This is a genomic window from Wolbachia endosymbiont (group A) of Ophion costatus (assembly GCF_963969245.1).
In the GTDB taxonomy this organism is placed as follows: Bacteria; Pseudomonadota; Alphaproteobacteria; order Rickettsiales; family Anaplasmataceae; genus Wolbachia; species Wolbachia pipientis.
Genome location: NZ_OZ017714.1, coordinates 723,611 through 740,182 on the forward strand (window position 1 = coordinate 723,611; position 16,572 = coordinate 740,182).

Consider the following 16,572-nt stretch of genomic DNA (forward strand, 5'->3'; position numbering starts at 1 on the left):
AAGGTGCACATAGTGCAAAAAATTAAACATGAGACGCCAAATACGTTGAGTTTTTCTGTCATTTAATCTGTACAGAGAAGATAAATAAATAGCTTCAGTTTCATGATAAGGGCGCTAGCGGAGTTTGTCAAGTAAGTTTTTTCGTTTCTATGGGTCAGTTGGTACGCGCTTTGCCTTTTAACAGATGTAAAAGCACAATTATTACGAACAACATTCCACCAACAACTGATATAGCGCCACCTATAATGAAGCACGTGCGTGCTAACATTGATGAAATACTTGGCAGATCTGCAACCTTCCTTAAAGCACCATACCCACCAAGCCAAACAAGGCCAGTAATATGGAGAAAATGCCCTACACTGTAGGCATAAATCTGTAATCTTACCATGGAGTTTTTTACCTCTTTAAAGTTTAATTTGGGTAACAGCCAATAAATGAAATTCATAAAAGCTATAGTGATCCCAACTACAGAACCGTGATAATGAGCGGGAATGGTGACATTCCCTTCAATAGTCAACACTCCGAGCACATCTCCATAAGTGAACAACAAAAATGAATGTAATAAATAGTTGCTTTTATCATTAATAAAAGTTCTGATGTTGTAGCACACTAATATTATCAAAAAGCACGGCAAAACTGCTCCAGCAATCCTCATATGCCAAGTAAAAAACTGTATTAACTTGGCACTATCAACTGGATAAACAAAATATACAAACGGTGCTCCTACAGCTAAAATCGTGTTTATAAATAGTGGTAAAATAGTAATTTTATTGTTTGAAGCTAAACTAATATCATTGGAACTTAGCATTATTAAATAGACTAAAAACATTCCTTGAGTAAAAGCAAACTGCAATAAATGTCCGCCTCCCCAAAAGAGATATTCGTAAAATAAATTATTATCTGAGTGATATAGACCTGGAGGCATATTATTATATGCTAAAACAAAGCAAAGAAATGACGATACAAGTATAATAACTAGCCCAATGTGTCCAACAGAGAGAAATGAAACCTCTTTTTTTGATGTGTATGCTAGCATTGTATTTACTAATATACTGGCAATAAATAAACTGAGTCCAAGTAAAAATAATTTGTTTTGTAATACGGGAATATAGTTACTTTTGATAACTTCAGTGTTTGGAACGAATGCAGATATAAACATGAGCAGCATCGAAAGGGTTGATAGAACCCATGAAAAGTTAAACCAACTATTGGTATTTTGTAGGTTTATGATAAAGAGCAGAGATATTATAGAGCACATCCACACTAAAATTGACAAGTTCACGTGTATTACCAGCGCATTATCAAAAATATATTGTGCAGAAGGAACAAGAGAGGAGATAAAAGGCAATCGTAGAAAAATAACAATTATTGACAGTAACCCAGAGCAAGCAAGAGCACATACTGCCAAGAACATCCATTTTCTACAGAGCGGAGCGTTGTCTTGTATATTAAGCACAATCTTTTTTCTCAATTTTGTTCAATACAATATATAACACTGCAATAATACCTAAAACATAGCAATAGTATACGTGTGGCACGACTGCCAAAGGTGAAACTCCAGCAATAGTGCTAGCCAAAAGCAATTGAGCGCCATACGGTATTAATCCTTGAAATACACAAGAAAATATGCCTAGCCATGCTGCACTATAGTGAGGCGGTATTTCATATTTCTTAGCAATATCTCTAGCAATTTCACCACTAAAAATTATAGCGATGGTGTTATTTGCAAGTAAAATATCAAATATGCTGACTATTTTTGCAATAAATAATTGCGCAGTTTTTTGTCCACCACGTTGTATCATAACCCAAGATGAAAGTTTATCTGCAAACTCCTTAGAATTTTTACCTACCAGTCCTGAAAGCCCGCCAACCATCAATGACAGTAGCATAATTTCATGCATACTCATAAACCCCTTAGTGATGTTTTGGCTTAAAAACAATAAACCATAATTGTTGTTATTTATAAATCCAATGATTCCAGCAAAAGTTATGCTTAAAACCAATGCCGTAAATACATTTATTCCAAAGTTTGCAAGCAATATAAGTATGATGTAAGGAGCCACAAGCAATAAAGAATACTCCTTAACTGAAATAGCAGCACTATTGCTTGAGCTATAAAATAATATAATTATTGTGAATATAGAAGCAATTAGTGCCACTTTTGCATTCAGTTTTAATTTTTTCTTTATATCAGCCTTTTGAGACATCACAGATGCAATTGTAGTATCAGAGATAATAGATAAATTGTCGCCAAACATTGCTCCTCCTACAACGGTTGCCACTCCTAAGGAAGGAGAAATCCCAGCTTGTGTCAGTTCAACTGCAACAGGAGCAATTGTTGCAATGGTGCCCATTGATGTACCAATAGCAGTGGAGATGAAAGCTGCTACAAAAAATAATCCTATGAGTAAAAATTGTGTTGGTATAAATGAAAGAGCCAAATTAACTGTGGCATCAGCACTACCGATTGCTTTAGTTACTTCACTGAATGCACCTGCAAGTAAGAAAATGATACACATAGTGATAATATTACGATCTCTTACCCCATCTAGAAAGGCATACATTTTTTCTTCAGTATTGCCCTTGTATAAAATCCAGCCCAGAGCTATGGCAGGAGCAATGGCTACCAGTGGAGATAACTGATAAAAAGCATTTGACACGCCAAGAACAGTAAAATATATACCACTTCCTACAAAAAGAAATAGGAACAGTAAAATAGGCAAAAAATTTGTAAGATAAAACATACCTCTACTCCAGCTCTGATAAACGCAAATCAACTATGATATGATTTATATTATTATAAACCACAGTTAGCACCTTGACCAAGGTTTTTCTAGAAAGCAATCTACCAGAAAAGGTTTCCATGAAAAGGACTATTATAATATATCATCTACTTGAATAAAACTGGGAGATAGAATAAGTAAAAAATATGAATGACATAACAACAAAGCAAGTCATATCCTTATGGGACACACAAGTTGGTGGGTTTTTGCCGGATAAAAGAGAAATGGAGATTGATAATATTTTTTTAATCTAATGCTTCAATGTTTCCGACATAGGAAAAGTATCATCTTTATTTTCTATAGAGGAAGGCACACTATTTTGATTATCATCACCATTAATTGGAGTAGTAGGGTGCATTAAAGCAACTTTCATAACTTCATCAATATTCTTAGCAAAAACTACGTTGATCCCTTCTTTGATGCTTGCCGGAATTTCTTGCATATCTTTCTCATTTTCACTTGGTATAATCACAGTTTTGATTGATCCTCTGAGCGCTGCAAGCAATTTTTCTCTCAAGCCCCCGATAGCTAAAACTCTACCACGCAATGTCACTTCGCCTGTCATAGCAACATTTTTGTTAACTGGTATATTTGTCATAAGAGAAACAATAGACGTACATACCGCGCCGCCAGCAGAAGGGCCATCTTTTGGTACTGCACCCTCAGGTACATGTAAATGTATATCATTATTTTGGAATTTTTCGGGCTTTATACCAAAAAACAAACAATTTGATCGAATATAACTATACGCAGCTTTTATAGATTCTTGCATAACCTCTCCAAGCTTTCCTGTGTATTTTATTTCTCCCTTGCCCGGAATTAGGACTGATTCTATCATCAAAATATCACCACCTGTTTCAGTATAGGCGAGCCCAGTTACTATTCCTACTAAACTCTCATTTTCCGCAATGCCAAAGGTATATTTACGTACCCCTAAATAATCTTGTAAATTGTCAACCCCTACGGATATTTTCTTATTTTTATCAGTCAATATTTCTTTAACTGCCTTTCTCATGAGCTTTGCAAGCTCCCTTTCCATACTCCGCACACCACTTTCACGTGTATATAAACGTATCAACTCGTATAACGCCTCATTAGTTATGTCCCATTCCTTCTGATACAAACCATGCTCCTTCTTTAACTTCGGAATAAGGTGGTGTGTAGCAATACTGATTTTTTCATCTTCAGTATACCCGGACAATTGTATAATTTCCATCCTATCACGCAAAGGATGTGGTAAATTTAAGCTGTTTGCCGTAGCTACAAACATTACACTTGAAAGATCAAACTCAACTTCCAAGTAATGATCCGTAAAGTGTTTATTGTGCTCAGTATCTAAAACCTCAAGTAATGCAGATGCAGGATCGCCACGCGAATCAGAACCCATCTTATCTATTTCATCAAGCAGAAAAAGCGGGTTGCATGAATTAGCTTTTTTCATGTGTTGAATGATTTTACCAGGCATTGAGCCAATATAAGTTTTCCTATGCCCTCGTATCTCAGACTCATCACGCACACCACCAAGAGCTATGCGAACAAAATCTCTTCCTACTGCTCTTGCCATAGACTTAGCTAAAGAAGTTTTACCAACACCTGGCGGTCCAACTAAGCAAAGTATAGGACCTTTTATCTCTTTTACTCTTTTTAATACCGCTAAAAATTCTATTATTCTATCTTTTACTTTCTCTATGCCATAATGATTTTCATCTAAGATTTTCTTAGCTGCATTTAAGTTAATTTTTGCATCTTTGTACTTTCCCCATGGCAACTCAAGCAACCAATGCAAGTAACTAGATATAACTGTAGCTTCAGGAGAAATGGGATTCATTTTCTTGTATCTCTTCAAATCAGTTATAGCTTTCTCTCTTGCTTCCTGAGAAAGCTTTGTTTCATTTATCTTTTTTTCAAATTCATTGAGTATATTCCCTTCATCACCATTCTCAAATTCGCCTAATTCTTTCTGTATAGCTTTCAATTGTTCGTTAAGGTAGTAAACTTTCTGAGTGCTTTCAACTTGCGATTTAATTGTCTTATATAAACGGTTTTGTGCGTTCAAAATACTCATTTCTCTCTCAATAAAAGCAAAAGCTTTTTTTAAACGCTCTTCTGGGTCATAAGCCTCAAGTATGCTTTGTTTATCTGATACTTTTATATTTAAATGTGAAGCTACCGTGTCTACAAGTTGATCAACTTCTTTGATTTGATCAATGGAGTTAATGGCAACCTCGGGCTGATTTTTCTTGTTTAGCTTACACCAGCTATCGAACGCGTCTACAACAGACCGCCTTAAAGCTTCTAAATCAATATTGTCTTCATCTTCTTTATAATGATTGTCTAACTCTACCCTGGCTTGTAATAAAGTATGAGAGCTAATATATTCTACAACTCTTCCCCTTCTTATCCCCCGGATTATAACTTTTACTGCATTGTCAGGTAATTTTATTAACGGTTGTACAATGCTTGCTAACACACCTACTTCATAAAGATCTTCAGGCTCTGGATTATCAACAGAGCCATCTTTCTGTGCTACAAGAAAAATCTCATTTTGGTGATTACTACTACTTATTGCATACTCTAGTGCATTAACAGATTTTTCTCTGCCTATGAATAAAGGCACCATTATATTTGGAAAAATTACTACATCTCTTAAAGGTAATACTGGCAATGCAGTAAAACTAGAGCTTACAGCACGTTCAATGTTCATAATATATGCCTCAAATTAATCATTACCCGTTATAACATTGCCATTGTTATTATGATTAACCGTTGCTTTTCCTAATTCTACCATTTTCTTAGTGATTACTATAGTGCTACCTTCAAAGCCTCCGTTTCCAGATGTATACATAATGTCAAGCAAAAGTGACTCCAAGATAGCACGTAACATTCTTGCACCTGTTTTGTAGCTTATAGCCTTTTTAGCAATAGCTGATATTGCTTCATCTGAAAACTCAAGGTTTACTTTGCTAAACGCAAGCAATGCTTTGTACTGTTTTATTAGTGCATTCCTTGGCTCTGTCAACACATGTATTAAATCTTCATGATCCAGCTCATCTAAAACAGCAGTTATTGGAACCCGCCCTACAAATTCGGGTATTAAACCGAATTTGATTAAATCTTCAGGTTGAACATCATGTAAAGCATTCTTTTTCTTTTGCTCTTTAGACTGACTTATATCTGCTCCAAAGCCAACTGACGTTCCCTTTTTTCTCGCTTCAATAATTTTATCGAGGCCTTCAAAAGCTCCTCCACAAATAAACAGTATGTTACTAGTATCCACTTGTATAAACTCTTGTTGTGGGTGTTTTCGCCCTCCTTGTGGCGGAACATAAGCAACTGTACCCTCCATAATCTTAAGCAGAGCTTGCTGGACCCCTTCACCTGAAACGTCACGGGTTATTGAAGTGCTTTCAGATTTTCTTGTAATCTTGTCTATTTCATCTATAAACACTATACCACGCTGTGCTTTTACAACGTCATAATTTGCAGCTTGTAATAAACGCGACAACACGCTTTCTACATCATCACCCACATAACCTGCCTCAGTTAAAGTTGTCGCATCAGCCATAGCAAATGGCACATCTGAAACTTTAGCAAGTGTTTTGGCTAGCAAAGTCTTACCAGAACCAGTGGGACCAATAAGCATTATATTTGACTTCTCGATTTCAATATCACTTATAGCATGAAATTGTACCATGGATTGACAATGGTTATACATAGCTACAGATAAAACGTGTTGCGCGTGTTCTTGACCTACAACATGCTTGCTGAGAAAGTTTTTTATATCCTCAGGTTTCTTTAGTAATAGCTTCATATCAGATATACGATCTGAATTAAAAGATCTATCTTTCTTTTGACTTATTGCTTTATGAGATAATTCTATGCACTCATTACAAATAAACACCTTTAAACCATCCGAAGAGTTAGTAATCAATTTATCTACTTCATCTTGCGCCTTGTTGCAAAAAGAACAGTAGTGTAAATCATTATTGTTATCCATTAACCCACCTTTTGTTTAACTTTAATATTTTCAATTTCAATATCTGTACGCTCAGCTATCACCCTGTCAATTAAGCCAATTTTCCTTGCTTCTTCAGGATCCATGAATTTATCTCTTTCCATCATTCCTTCAATTTTCTTCAGTGAATTTCCAGTATGTTTTTCATAAATTTGATTTAGTTTTTTCTTAACCCGCAAAATTTCATTAGCATGTATTTCTATATCAGTTGCTTGACCATGATAACCACCAGATGGCTGATGTATCATAATTCTTGAATGAGGTAGAGAGTAGCGCTTACCTTTTGTACCAGCTGCAAGCAATAAAGAACCCATAGACGCAGCTTGACCTATACATAAAGTTGAAACGTCTGGGTTTATATACTGCATTGTATCGTAGATCGACAAACCAGCAGTTACAACACCACCTGGTGAGTTGATGTACATACAAATGTCTTTATCGGGATTTTCCGATTCTAAAAATAAAAGCTGTGCTACTATTACACTGGCCATATTGTCTTCAATAGGACCTGTTACAAAAATTATTCTTTCTTTCACTAGTCTTGAATATATGTCATAAGCGCGCTCACCGCGACTAGTTTGTTCAACTACAATTGGTATAAGAGTCATACCTTTTCCTATTAAATATTATCAAATAATTCCTTTAATTCTTTCACAGAAACAATCTGCTCCTCTTTACTAACTTTTTCTATTATATAATCTGTCACTTTATACTCAAGCGCTTGCCCTCTAACTAATTCTTGAAATTGTTTATTTGATTCAAAATGCTTAAGTACTCTGTCAAATTGCACATCTTTACTGACATATTGATTTACAATAACACTCAAAACATCATTTTGAGTTAATGATATTTTATGTTCTGCACTAAATTTCATAAATAACATAGCAAGCTTTACACGTTTTTCAGCTTCTTTACGAGAATCATTTTGAGCACCCAATTCTCCTTCCATTCTTTGTTGCTCCTGTTTTACTATGTCTGTGGGTAAATCAAAACTATAATTAGCATCCAAATAATCAAACAGCTCCTTTTTAATTAAGAGATTTCTCATTTCGGTGCACTGATCACCAATCATTTTTTTTGCATGATTTATTAGCAAAGAATAATCTTTAAACCCAATACTCTTAGCTATTTCATCATCATTTTCAAAATCTTTGGCAATTTGAATCTCATTAACTCGCACAGAAAAATCAGCTTCCTGTCCTGCAAGGGAAATGGCTCGGTAATTTTCAGGAAATTTCAACTTAAAGTTCTTTGTTTCTCCCTTTTTCATACCAGTTAATTGATCTTCAAAACCATTAATAAATGTGCCAGACCCTAAATTAACGGCAAAATTTTTGCTACTTCCACCTTGAAAGAGCTTATTCCTAATCCGCCCTTCAAAATCAATTATCAATTTATCCCCATCTTTCGCTTGATAAGAAGCATCATCAACAGAGGCGAAATTGGGGAACTTTGTTTTAATAGAATCAATAAATTCTTTTATATCTTCCTCTTCAATCTTTGCTTCAATTTTCTTTAAGTTTATTTTGTCAAGATCTATCACTGGTACTTCAGGCATCGACTCAAAAGATAGCTTGTATACAAAATTGCCCTCCTCATTTTCTTTGCCCAGATCTGGTAATGATATAACATCAACCTTAGGATAAATGTGAGACTTGACTTCAATTTTTTTCATCAAATCACTTGAGCAATAATCAATTGTATTATTTATCACATATTCCAAAGCCTCGTTTTTATAATTTGCAACAACAAGGTCATAGGGCATCTTTCCAGCCCTAAACCCAGGTGATTTTGCATTTTCTGCTATCTCTTGCAACCTGGAATTTACCTTTTGTTTTATATAATCACTACCAACTGTGATTTCATACTCATACTTTAGTTTATCTATACTAAGCTCTTTGTAGGTATATACGCTACTTACTTCGACTGTATTTTGAGGTATATTATTAGACATCATAATTCATTTATTAACATTTTAATTCATATCTTAATAGAGTCATTTTACCAGAATTTAAGTTAAACACAATCCTTAAGAACAGGTTTTTACACAAACAAAAGTGTGTTTAGTGATTATAAATTTTCCCTTAAAACCTAAGTTACATGACTTTAAAGTGCGGATAGAGGGACTTGAACCCCCACGAGCAAGCTCACCAGGACCTAAACCTGGCACGTCTACCAATTCCGCCATATCCGCAAGAAATTTTCAGTACCCTATTATAGGTATTCCATTAAAAATATTCAAGGTTTAAAGTCTTACTTAATTTATGGTATTTACACAATCAAAAAAGCTTATTAACATTTCTTAATGAAAGCTCTAAACCATGAAAATCAATAATGAGATTAATAACAAGCTTCTTACTCGCAATTTTTTTGATTACACAAAGTGGTTGCACAACCCTTATAATAGGTGGTGTGGTGGCTACAGCAACAGCAATAACAATGCAGGACAAATCCTTGGGAAATATCATTGATGATACGACTATGGTCATCAGAATTAATAAGGGGCTCTTAAAACATGGGCTATTTTCATCCATAAAGGTTAAAGTAAGTGAAGGAAGAGTATTGCTCATTGGAAGTGTTGACACTCCTGAAAAACAACTTACAGCAGAAAAAATAGCTTGGCAGCAAAAAGAAATTAAAGAAGTGATAAATGAAATAAGAGTAATACCAATTCAAATGGCTTCCATGCTAGACACCACTGTAGATGGCATGATAACAGCGGAAATAAGAACAAGACTCCTGGGAAAAAGAAATATTAAGTCAATTAATTATAGCGTTAATACGGTTGATAGAGTTGTTTATTTGATGGGTATAGCCCAAAATAAAGCGGAATTAAAAGCTGTAATAGCAATTGCAAGAAAAGTAAAGGGAGTAAAACAAGTTGTAAGTTATGTACGATACAGGTACAGTAAGTTACGCCATTAGGCAAAAATCGCTTTCAAATTATAACATTTGTACAGTTGTGACAATAGGTAGAGAACATAAATGAAAATTGCCTTTCAGATGGATGAAAATATAAATTTTGAAACTGACACTACATTCGTGCTAATAAAGGAAGCACAAAGGAGGAAGCACGAAGTTTTTGTCTATGCTCCTAACAATTTAGCACTAAAGCTAAACCATCCAATTGCTCTGGCTCAGAAAGTCAGCGTTGATGATTTTAGTTTTATCTCTAAAGAGGATGTAGCAATCAACTTGAATGAAATGGACATCATATTTATCAGACAGGATCCACCCTTTGATATGCGTTATATTACAACAACATATATCTTAGAAAAAACCAGCGCATTGGTAATTAACAATCCAACAGAAATAAGAAATTGTCCTGAAAAATTGATAACTTCATTATTTCCAGAGCTAATTCCGCCAACTTTGATTACTGAAAATATATCAATGATTAGAGATTTCTACTACAACTATCAAGATATTATTCTGAAGCCATTGTATAGTTATGGAGGAAACGATGTGATAAGAATACAAGATGAGAATAGTATTCAAGTAGTAGTGGATCTCATGATAGCAAAATACGAATGCCCTGTGATTGCACAATCATTTTGTAAAAACATAGATAAAGATAAAAGAATATTGCTACTTTATGGCCAACCAATTGGTGTAATGAAACGAATTCCAAAAATCAGTGGAGAGATCAGAACAAACATGCGACTTGGAGCAAGTTTTGAGCCCGCTCAAATGAACGATAGAAACAATGAAATATGTAACAAAATTGGTCCTGAATTAAAGAAAAGAGGGCTAATATTTGTTGGTATTGATATTATAGATGACTTCCTGCTCGAAATTAACACAACTTCACCCACGGGAGTAGTTTATATCAATAAATTGTATAATATATCGCTAGAAAAGGATCTTTGGGACGTGTTTGAAGAAAAAGCAAGCAGCCATCAACTAAACCTGTGAACAATCACCTTAACAAACTCAGTAGTCCCATTCTTTATCCCTGTTTTTTCTGTACTATTGGTCATATCACGCAATTTTTGAGAATTATTTAATAGATCAAATAGTACCTCTGGTAGATTTTTTTTTGCTTCACTATTCTGCTCAACTATTATAGCTGCTCTCGAGTCTTCAATATATTTTGCGTTATAAAATTGGTGATTATCTTTTGAGTAAGGGTAAGGAATATATATAGCAGAACGCCTAGCAAGAGTGATCTCTGCTATTGAAGTTGCTCCTGCTCTGCTAATTACCAAGTGAGCATTGGCCAGTCTATTCTCCATATCATCAAAAAATTCACTCAATTCACAATCGATCTTTTCACTTTTGTATAGACTTTTGACCTTGTTTACATTTTTCTTCGTACATTGCTGCGTCACTCTAATTTTCTTTTTCATTTTAATAGGTAAATCACAAATTACGCTGCTTACTACATCATCAAAAAAATTTGCACCTTGGCTGCCTGCTATGACCAATATATTTAGGATTTTCTCAGTGCTAGAATGGCTCTGTGCTTTTATATCAACAAAATTTCCTGTAAAAATACATTTATTGCCCTCTGCATATTTAGTCTCCGGAAAGCTGGTTGCAATTAATTTTGCACTCTTGAAAAAGAATCTATTTACTCTCCCTAAAACTGTGTTTTGTTCATGTAAAATTATAGGTATAGAAAGAACTCTTGCTGCAAGAAGAGTTGGAAAAGAAGCATAGCTACCAAAACCAATGACCGATTTTGGTTTTAATTTTCTTACTTGATACAGTGCTAACATAGAGCTGTATATCAAGAAAAGGAAAAACTTAAATTTGTTGCTGCTTGGTCTACGTAATGGTAAGGTGTAGCTTTCTATGTCGGTATTTTTATTTGTTTTTTTATCAGTGAATAATATGCAATTGTATCCTTGTGTCTTTAGTGCTTTTGCTAAAGCTATGGCCGGAAAGATATGCCCACCTGTGCCACCTGTTGCTAAAATAATATCCATCTGTAAATAATAAATCCTAGATTGTTAACTGTTATTTAACAATTTGCACGTAGAATTTTATTAAGCGTTATGATAGTTGAGTTAAAAATGCCTAAAAGTAATAGTAAAAAAGAACCTAATGAGAAAAATAAACCTCAAGAACAAAGAGAAGGCAGAAGCGGAGGTTTTTTAGAACTGCTAAAAAATATAATAAAAATTCTTTTCAATTCGGTCGTTGACCTACCTGAGCACGAGCAGCATAATAAAATGAAAAGCACTAATCTACAACAAGGTTTGGATACTAAAGGAAAAGGCCCAGAAGATCTTCATCCAAAGGCAAAGCTTGAAGTTAAAGAAGCAGCTAAGGGATTGAAAGAAGAGTTACAGAATTCTGATGCTGGTGGTAATCAATCTATTGAAACTAAAGTGCCTAATCAAACTACTACTCAAGACATTGACAACTCTAAAACGATGGAACGTTAGTTCAACTATTTAACATCTGCAGCAAGCACTGATTCATGTATCATCTCTGAAATGGTTGGATGAGGAAAAATCGTAGATTTTATGTCGAAGTCTGTTCCTTCTAGTTGCTTTGCAAGAGCAAAATTGCTAATTAACTCCGTTACTTCTGCACCTATCATGTGGCTACCCAGAATTTCTCCGGTTTTTTTATCTATAATCGTTTTCACTAACCCTTCAGTTTCACTGAGTGCAACAGACTTACCATTAAAGTTAGAATGAAATTTTCCTATTTTTATATCATACCCACCTTTTATTGCCTGTTCCTCAGTAAGGCCGATGCTCGCTATTTGTGGATGAGAATAAGTGCAATTTGGTATGCACTCTTTTTTTAACGCATGAGTACCTTTACCAGCAATCTTTTCAATGCAGATCACGGCTTCATGGCTCGCTTTATGTGCTAAACATGGTGGGCCAGCTACATCACCTATTGCATACACATTTGATTCACTAGTTTCATACCATTCATTTATTTCAATAAAACCAGAAGGGCTTAATTTAATTTTTGTATTTTCTAAACCTATATTTTCAGTATTTGCCTGAATGCCAACCGCAACAATCACCCTATCAAATTCTTTGCTCTCACCACTACTTAGTAGCACTTGAGCAGAGTCTTTATTTTTAGTCAAAGCTTTTACGCTACTATTTGTATATATTTTTATCCCCTGTTTTGTGAATATTTCTTGTGCTAAATCTGAAATGTCTTTATCCTCCAGCGGCAAAATAGTGCTCTTTATCTCTATGATTGTTACATCAACCCCCAAAGTACTATAAAAACTTGCAAATTCTATTCCAATTGCACCAGACCCTATAATTAGTAGTGATTTTGGTAATTTGCCCGGCATCATAGCATGCTGCGCATTCCATATTAAATCTCCATCTGCCTCTATTCCAGGCAGATTCCGTGCCCTCACGCCTGTTGCTAAAATGATATGCTTGGAAACAATTTCTTGTTCTTCCTTATCGCCAGCAACTTTTATAGTACCATTGCCTGCAAGTTTACCAAAACCTTGATGAACTTTGATATTATTTTTTTTCATCAAATATGCAACACCGCTTGACAATTTATCAACAACGTTTCTTGAGTATTTCACTATTGATTGTATATCAAAATTCGCTCCCTTTACTTCTATACCAAACTCTTTTGATCTTTTTATTAGCCTATAAACCTCAGATGCTCTAAGCAGTGATTTTGTTGGTATACATCCCCAATTTAAGCATATACCGCCTAAATTTTTTTCTTTTTCCACAATTGCAGTTTTAAACCCAAGCTGTGCCGCCCTAATTGCCGCTATATAACCACCAGGACCGCTACCTATAACCGTAATATCATACTCATTCATCAGTTTTCTTCGTATTCAAAAAGATTATATATAACAGATGGAACCCATACAATCAATGGTCTGTCATCTACCGTCTTAAGAGTCAAGATAAAAGTTGTTATTTTTTATCATGGCATTTAAACAAACGATAATTTTTCTCATGACAGCAACTAATGCAACCTTAGCAGCTTTGCCAGAATCAACCAAACGCTGATAAAACGCTTTCATTTTTCTGTTGTGGCGCATAGCAACAAGAGCTGACATGTATAGTGCTTTCCTTGCATAAAACCTGCCTCCTTTGATTTGAGCTTTGCCAACTTTTCTTCCACTTTCACTAGTTTTAGGTGCAACTCCAACTAAGCATGCAATTTCTCTATTCTCTAATCTACCAAGCTCAGGCACCTCTGTCAGTAGAACGCTCGCCGTCTTTGATCCAATACCTTTATAGCTGATTAAAAGCTCATTTTTTCCTTTCAATTCAGCTATTGCGTCTTCTATGTCTTGCCTAATTTCTTTCAATTGTTTTTCAGCAAACCCTATCTGTCTTTCTATGTATTCTCTAGCTTTTCCCGTCGCACTTTGCAGGCGACACTTGTTTGCATGAATTGCATCATTTAAATTACGCTCAACTGCCCCCAGCTCCTTTAATTCCTCTTGCTTTTGTGAAATTATACATCCTTTTACTTCACCGTCTTTACTGACAAATTCAGCGTATTTTTCCAGTAATTTAGCATCTAAGAGGTTGTCCGGAAACAAGTAAAAGGCTATAATATCTGAAATTTTAGTACGGGGTAAAGATGAGAAAAAAGTATCCAACAGATCTAAGCGAAAGGGAATGGGCAAGAATAGAAAAACACTTCAGAGTATCATACAAGAAAGGAGGAAGGCCGCCAAAGTATAGCAAAAGAGAAATATTAGAAGCAATTTTCTATGTATTGCGTACAGGGTGTCAATGGCGGTATTTACCAAATGATTTTCCGCTATGGAAGACTGTGTATGAGCAGTTCAGGCAATGGAAGAAGCAGGGAATTTTTGAGAAAATGAATTATGAAATTACAAAATATAGTAGAAGAAAAATAGGAAGGAATGAGCAGCCGAGTGCCTGTATAGTAGATAGTCAATCTGTAAAGACTACAGAAAAGGGGGGATCAAAGGCTATGATGGAAGTAAAAAAGTAAAGGGTAGAAAAAGGCATATAATTACAGACACTCAGGGTTTTATACTAGGTTGTTACGTAGGCGCTGCTAACGAAAATGATAGAGATGGTATTAAAATAGCATTAAACAATATGAGAACAAAATATACTAAAGTTAAAAAAATGTGGGCTGACATGGGATACCAAGGAAGAAATTTAAAGAATCACATAAAGGAAGAATATGACATAGATATTGAAATTGTTACAAGGCCTCCATGTAGATTTTGGGTGCACAAAGATACGCCACCTGAGCTACTACCAACAAGAGAACAAGGGTTTAAAGTACAGCCAAGAAGATGGGTTGTAGAAAGGACTTTTGCTTGGGTTAATAGGAATAGAAGGCTATCGAAGGAGTATGATTTACTCACAACATCCACTGAGAATTTCATATACCTAGCTATGAGTAGGGTTATGTTAAAGAGGGAATATGCTTGAATTTACTTGTTTCCGGACAACCTCTAATACCAATTCTCATTGTTGTCCAGTCAAATAGGAAACATTGCAGAGTTGTTTAATTGTGGAGCTGGCAAGAGAAGTAATAAATTTGCACAAAGCACCCTCAAGTAGAGCAATTGTATCGTATATTTTATTGCGCAAAATGTTCTGTTTTATATATAACCAAAGCCTCTCAACAGGATTTAGCTCAGGTGAGTATGGAGGTAGGTATATAATGTCGATATTTTTAGGTACCTTTAAATTTTTTGACCTATGCCAACTAGCACAGTCCATAACGAGAAAAGCCTCTCGTGTTTCTAGATATTGCGAAATTTGCTCAAGAAATATGTTCATGCAATCAGTGTTGACATTTGGTGCAAATAAGCTAGAACTCTCTCCATTTCTAGGATTAACTGCACTATAGAGATAGAAATTTTGCCTACCTAATTTTGTTTTAACCTGTGTTCTAATCCCCTTTTTAAACCACACATGTCCAACTTTTGAATGTGTGCCAAACCGTGATTCATCAAAGAAAAATAGCTCTTTTTCTGGATACTTGCTAATAGCTCCATTGAGATTTTTTTTTGAATTCCTCTTGTTTGCTTTTATCTTGTCCATTATGAACTGGTCTTGGTGTAATATATGAGAATTTCATCTTTTGCATATGGCGGTGTACTGTAGATTTGCTGATATTTAATCCGAACTTTTCCTGGATTCTTATTCTCATTTCTTTAATGGTGATATTAGGATTTTCTTCTATCCACTCTTCAATTTGCTGTAGTTGAGCCTGATTTAATTTAGTTTTTCTACGACGTTGTGAAGGAGCAAACAGTTTTTCTTCTCTGCCAATTTTCAAGAGTTTTACCCACGAAGTTAGTGCGCTTCTTGAAATGCAATATATTTTTGCTACAGCCGTTATACTGTACTTTTTTGCTGCAATTACAGCATTTAGTTTTTTTGAAACATATGCATTATTCCTTACTTTCTTCAGCATTTCTTTTGCTGATTCTACTACTTTTTCATCCAATAATTTTGATCTTAATGCCATTTAAACCTCGCTATTTTACTTACTTCAGTATGGCTTTTCTTCCATCATTGTCCATCTGTTTGCCCTGTAATGGGAATTGGTATCAGTATAGCCCTGATGTCATTTTTCTGCATAATACTTTGCACTGTTTTTAAGTTGCAACTTTTACCCAAAGCCTTTAATTCAGCATGAATTTTAGGAGCTCCATATCTACATTTAGAAGCTTGATATATTTTTTGAATATCTGCTAATAACTCTTTATTTGCTGATTCTCTACTGCTTATTTTCCTTGTAGTCCACTTATAGTAGCCACTAGCAGAAAACCCTACATAATTCCTGCACTTTATAGTGTTTACTATGCTCTTT

Annotated in this window: 14 protein-coding genes, 1 tRNA gene and 1 pseudogene; 4 read left to right on the top strand and 12 right to left on the bottom strand. The window is 35.0% G+C overall.

Annotated features, from left to right (window positions below; genetic code table 11):
• Window positions 1-154: 154 nt before the first annotated feature.
• From AACH21_RS03570 to AACH21_RS03600, 7 genes are all read right to left on the bottom strand, one after another.
• Entirely contained in the window at window positions 155-1,414 is a 1,260-nt protein-coding gene (locus AACH21_RS03570) for a cbb3-type cytochrome c oxidase subunit I (RefSeq protein ID WP_338482811.1), read from the bottom strand.
• A gap of 34 nt (window positions 1,415-1,448) precedes the next feature.
• Window positions 1,449-2,744: a Na+/H+ antiporter NhaC family protein gene (locus tag AACH21_RS03575; RefSeq protein WP_077188578.1), complete on the bottom strand. Its 1,296-nt coding sequence runs from the start codon at window positions 2,742-2,744 to the stop codon at window positions 1,449-1,451.
• A 289-nt stretch (window positions 2,745-3,033) separates the two neighbouring features.
• Entirely contained in the window at window positions 3,034-5,487 is a 2,454-nt protein-coding gene (gene lon / locus AACH21_RS03580) for an endopeptidase La (protein WP_338482208.1), read from the bottom strand.
• 15 nt (window positions 5,488-5,502) lie between these two features.
• On the bottom strand, window positions 5,503-6,780 hold the full coding sequence (clpX, locus tag AACH21_RS03585) for an ATP-dependent Clp protease ATP-binding subunit ClpX (RefSeq protein ID WP_338482209.1): 1,278 nt from the start codon (window positions 6,778-6,780) through the stop codon (window positions 5,503-5,505).
• Complete coding sequence (gene clpP / locus AACH21_RS03590; protein WP_006280254.1) at window positions 6,780-7,406, bottom strand: ATP-dependent Clp endopeptidase proteolytic subunit ClpP; 627 nt, start codon at window positions 7,404-7,406, stop codon at window positions 6,780-6,782. Before clpP ends, clpX begins: the two co-directional genes overlap by 1 nt.
• 11 nt (window positions 7,407-7,417) lie before the next feature.
• The gene (tig, locus tag AACH21_RS03595; RefSeq protein WP_338482812.1) at window positions 7,418-8,752 is read right to left on the bottom strand and encodes a trigger factor; all 1,335 of its coding nucleotides are present in this window, start codon (window positions 8,750-8,752) and stop codon (window positions 7,418-7,420) included.
• A gap of 158 nt (window positions 8,753-8,910) precedes the next feature.
• Window positions 8,911-8,992: transfer RNA gene (locus tag AACH21_RS03600), tRNA-Leu, on the bottom strand.
• A 140-nt stretch (window positions 8,993-9,132) separates the two neighbouring features.
• Here AACH21_RS03600 and AACH21_RS03605 point away from each other — a divergent pair.
• Together AACH21_RS03605 and gshB are read left to right on the top strand one after the other, a co-directional pair.
• Window positions 9,133-9,723 (top strand): BON domain-containing protein, encoded by a 591-nt coding sequence (locus AACH21_RS03605; protein WP_236514819.1) that lies wholly within the window; start codon window positions 9,133-9,135, stop codon window positions 9,721-9,723.
• 60 nt (window positions 9,724-9,783) lie between these two features.
• A complete protein-coding gene (gene gshB, locus AACH21_RS03610) occupies window positions 9,784-10,713 on the top strand; it encodes a glutathione synthase (RefSeq protein ID WP_015589118.1) in 930 nt (309 codons plus the stop codon).
• Here gshB and murG read toward each other — a convergent pair.
• Window positions 10,698-11,729 (bottom strand): undecaprenyldiphospho-muramoylpentapeptide beta-N-acetylglucosaminyltransferase, encoded by a 1,032-nt coding sequence (murG, locus tag AACH21_RS03615; protein ID WP_338482211.1) that lies wholly within the window; start codon window positions 11,727-11,729, stop codon window positions 10,698-10,700. The genes gshB and murG overlap by 16 nt on opposite strands.
• Before the next feature lie 69 nt (window positions 11,730-11,798).
• On the opposite strand from murG, the gene AACH21_RS03620 reads away from it, so the two are divergent.
• On the top strand, window positions 11,799-12,191 hold the full coding sequence (locus AACH21_RS03620) for a hypothetical protein (protein WP_006279962.1): 393 nt from the start codon (window positions 11,799-11,801) through the stop codon (window positions 12,189-12,191).
• A gap of 5 nt (window positions 12,192-12,196) precedes the next feature.
• Here the strand turns inward: AACH21_RS03620 and lpdA are convergent, their stop codons facing one another.
• Window positions 12,197-13,570: a dihydrolipoyl dehydrogenase gene (lpdA, locus tag AACH21_RS03625; protein ID WP_077188576.1), complete on the bottom strand. Its 1,374-nt coding sequence runs from the start codon at window positions 13,568-13,570 to the stop codon at window positions 12,197-12,199.
• A gap of 75 nt (window positions 13,571-13,645) precedes the next feature.
• The gene (locus AACH21_RS03630) at window positions 13,646-14,305 is read right to left on the bottom strand and encodes a transposase (protein WP_338482212.1); all 660 of its coding nucleotides are present in this window, start codon (window positions 14,303-14,305) and stop codon (window positions 13,646-13,648) included.
• A gap of 41 nt (window positions 14,306-14,346) precedes the next feature.
• Between AACH21_RS03630 and AACH21_RS03635 the strand changes: the two are divergent.
• Window positions 14,347-15,179, top strand: a pseudogene (locus AACH21_RS03635) (IS5 family transposase).
• A 36-nt stretch (window positions 15,180-15,215) separates the two neighbouring features.
• On the opposite strand, the gene AACH21_RS03640 reads toward AACH21_RS03635, so the two are convergent.
• A protein-coding gene (locus AACH21_RS03640) for an IS630 family transposase (protein WP_338482214.1) occupies window positions 15,216-16,227 on the bottom strand; the annotation gives its coding sequence in 2 pieces (ribosomal slippage) (window positions 15,216-15,764 and window positions 15,766-16,227; 1,011 coding nt in all).
• Between the two features lie 44 nt (window positions 16,228-16,271).
• On the bottom strand, window positions 16,272-16,565 hold the full coding sequence (locus AACH21_RS03645; protein WP_338482813.1) for an IS3 family transposase: 294 nt from the start codon (window positions 16,563-16,565) through the stop codon (window positions 16,272-16,274).
• Between the last annotated feature and the right edge of the window lie 7 nt (window positions 16,566-16,572).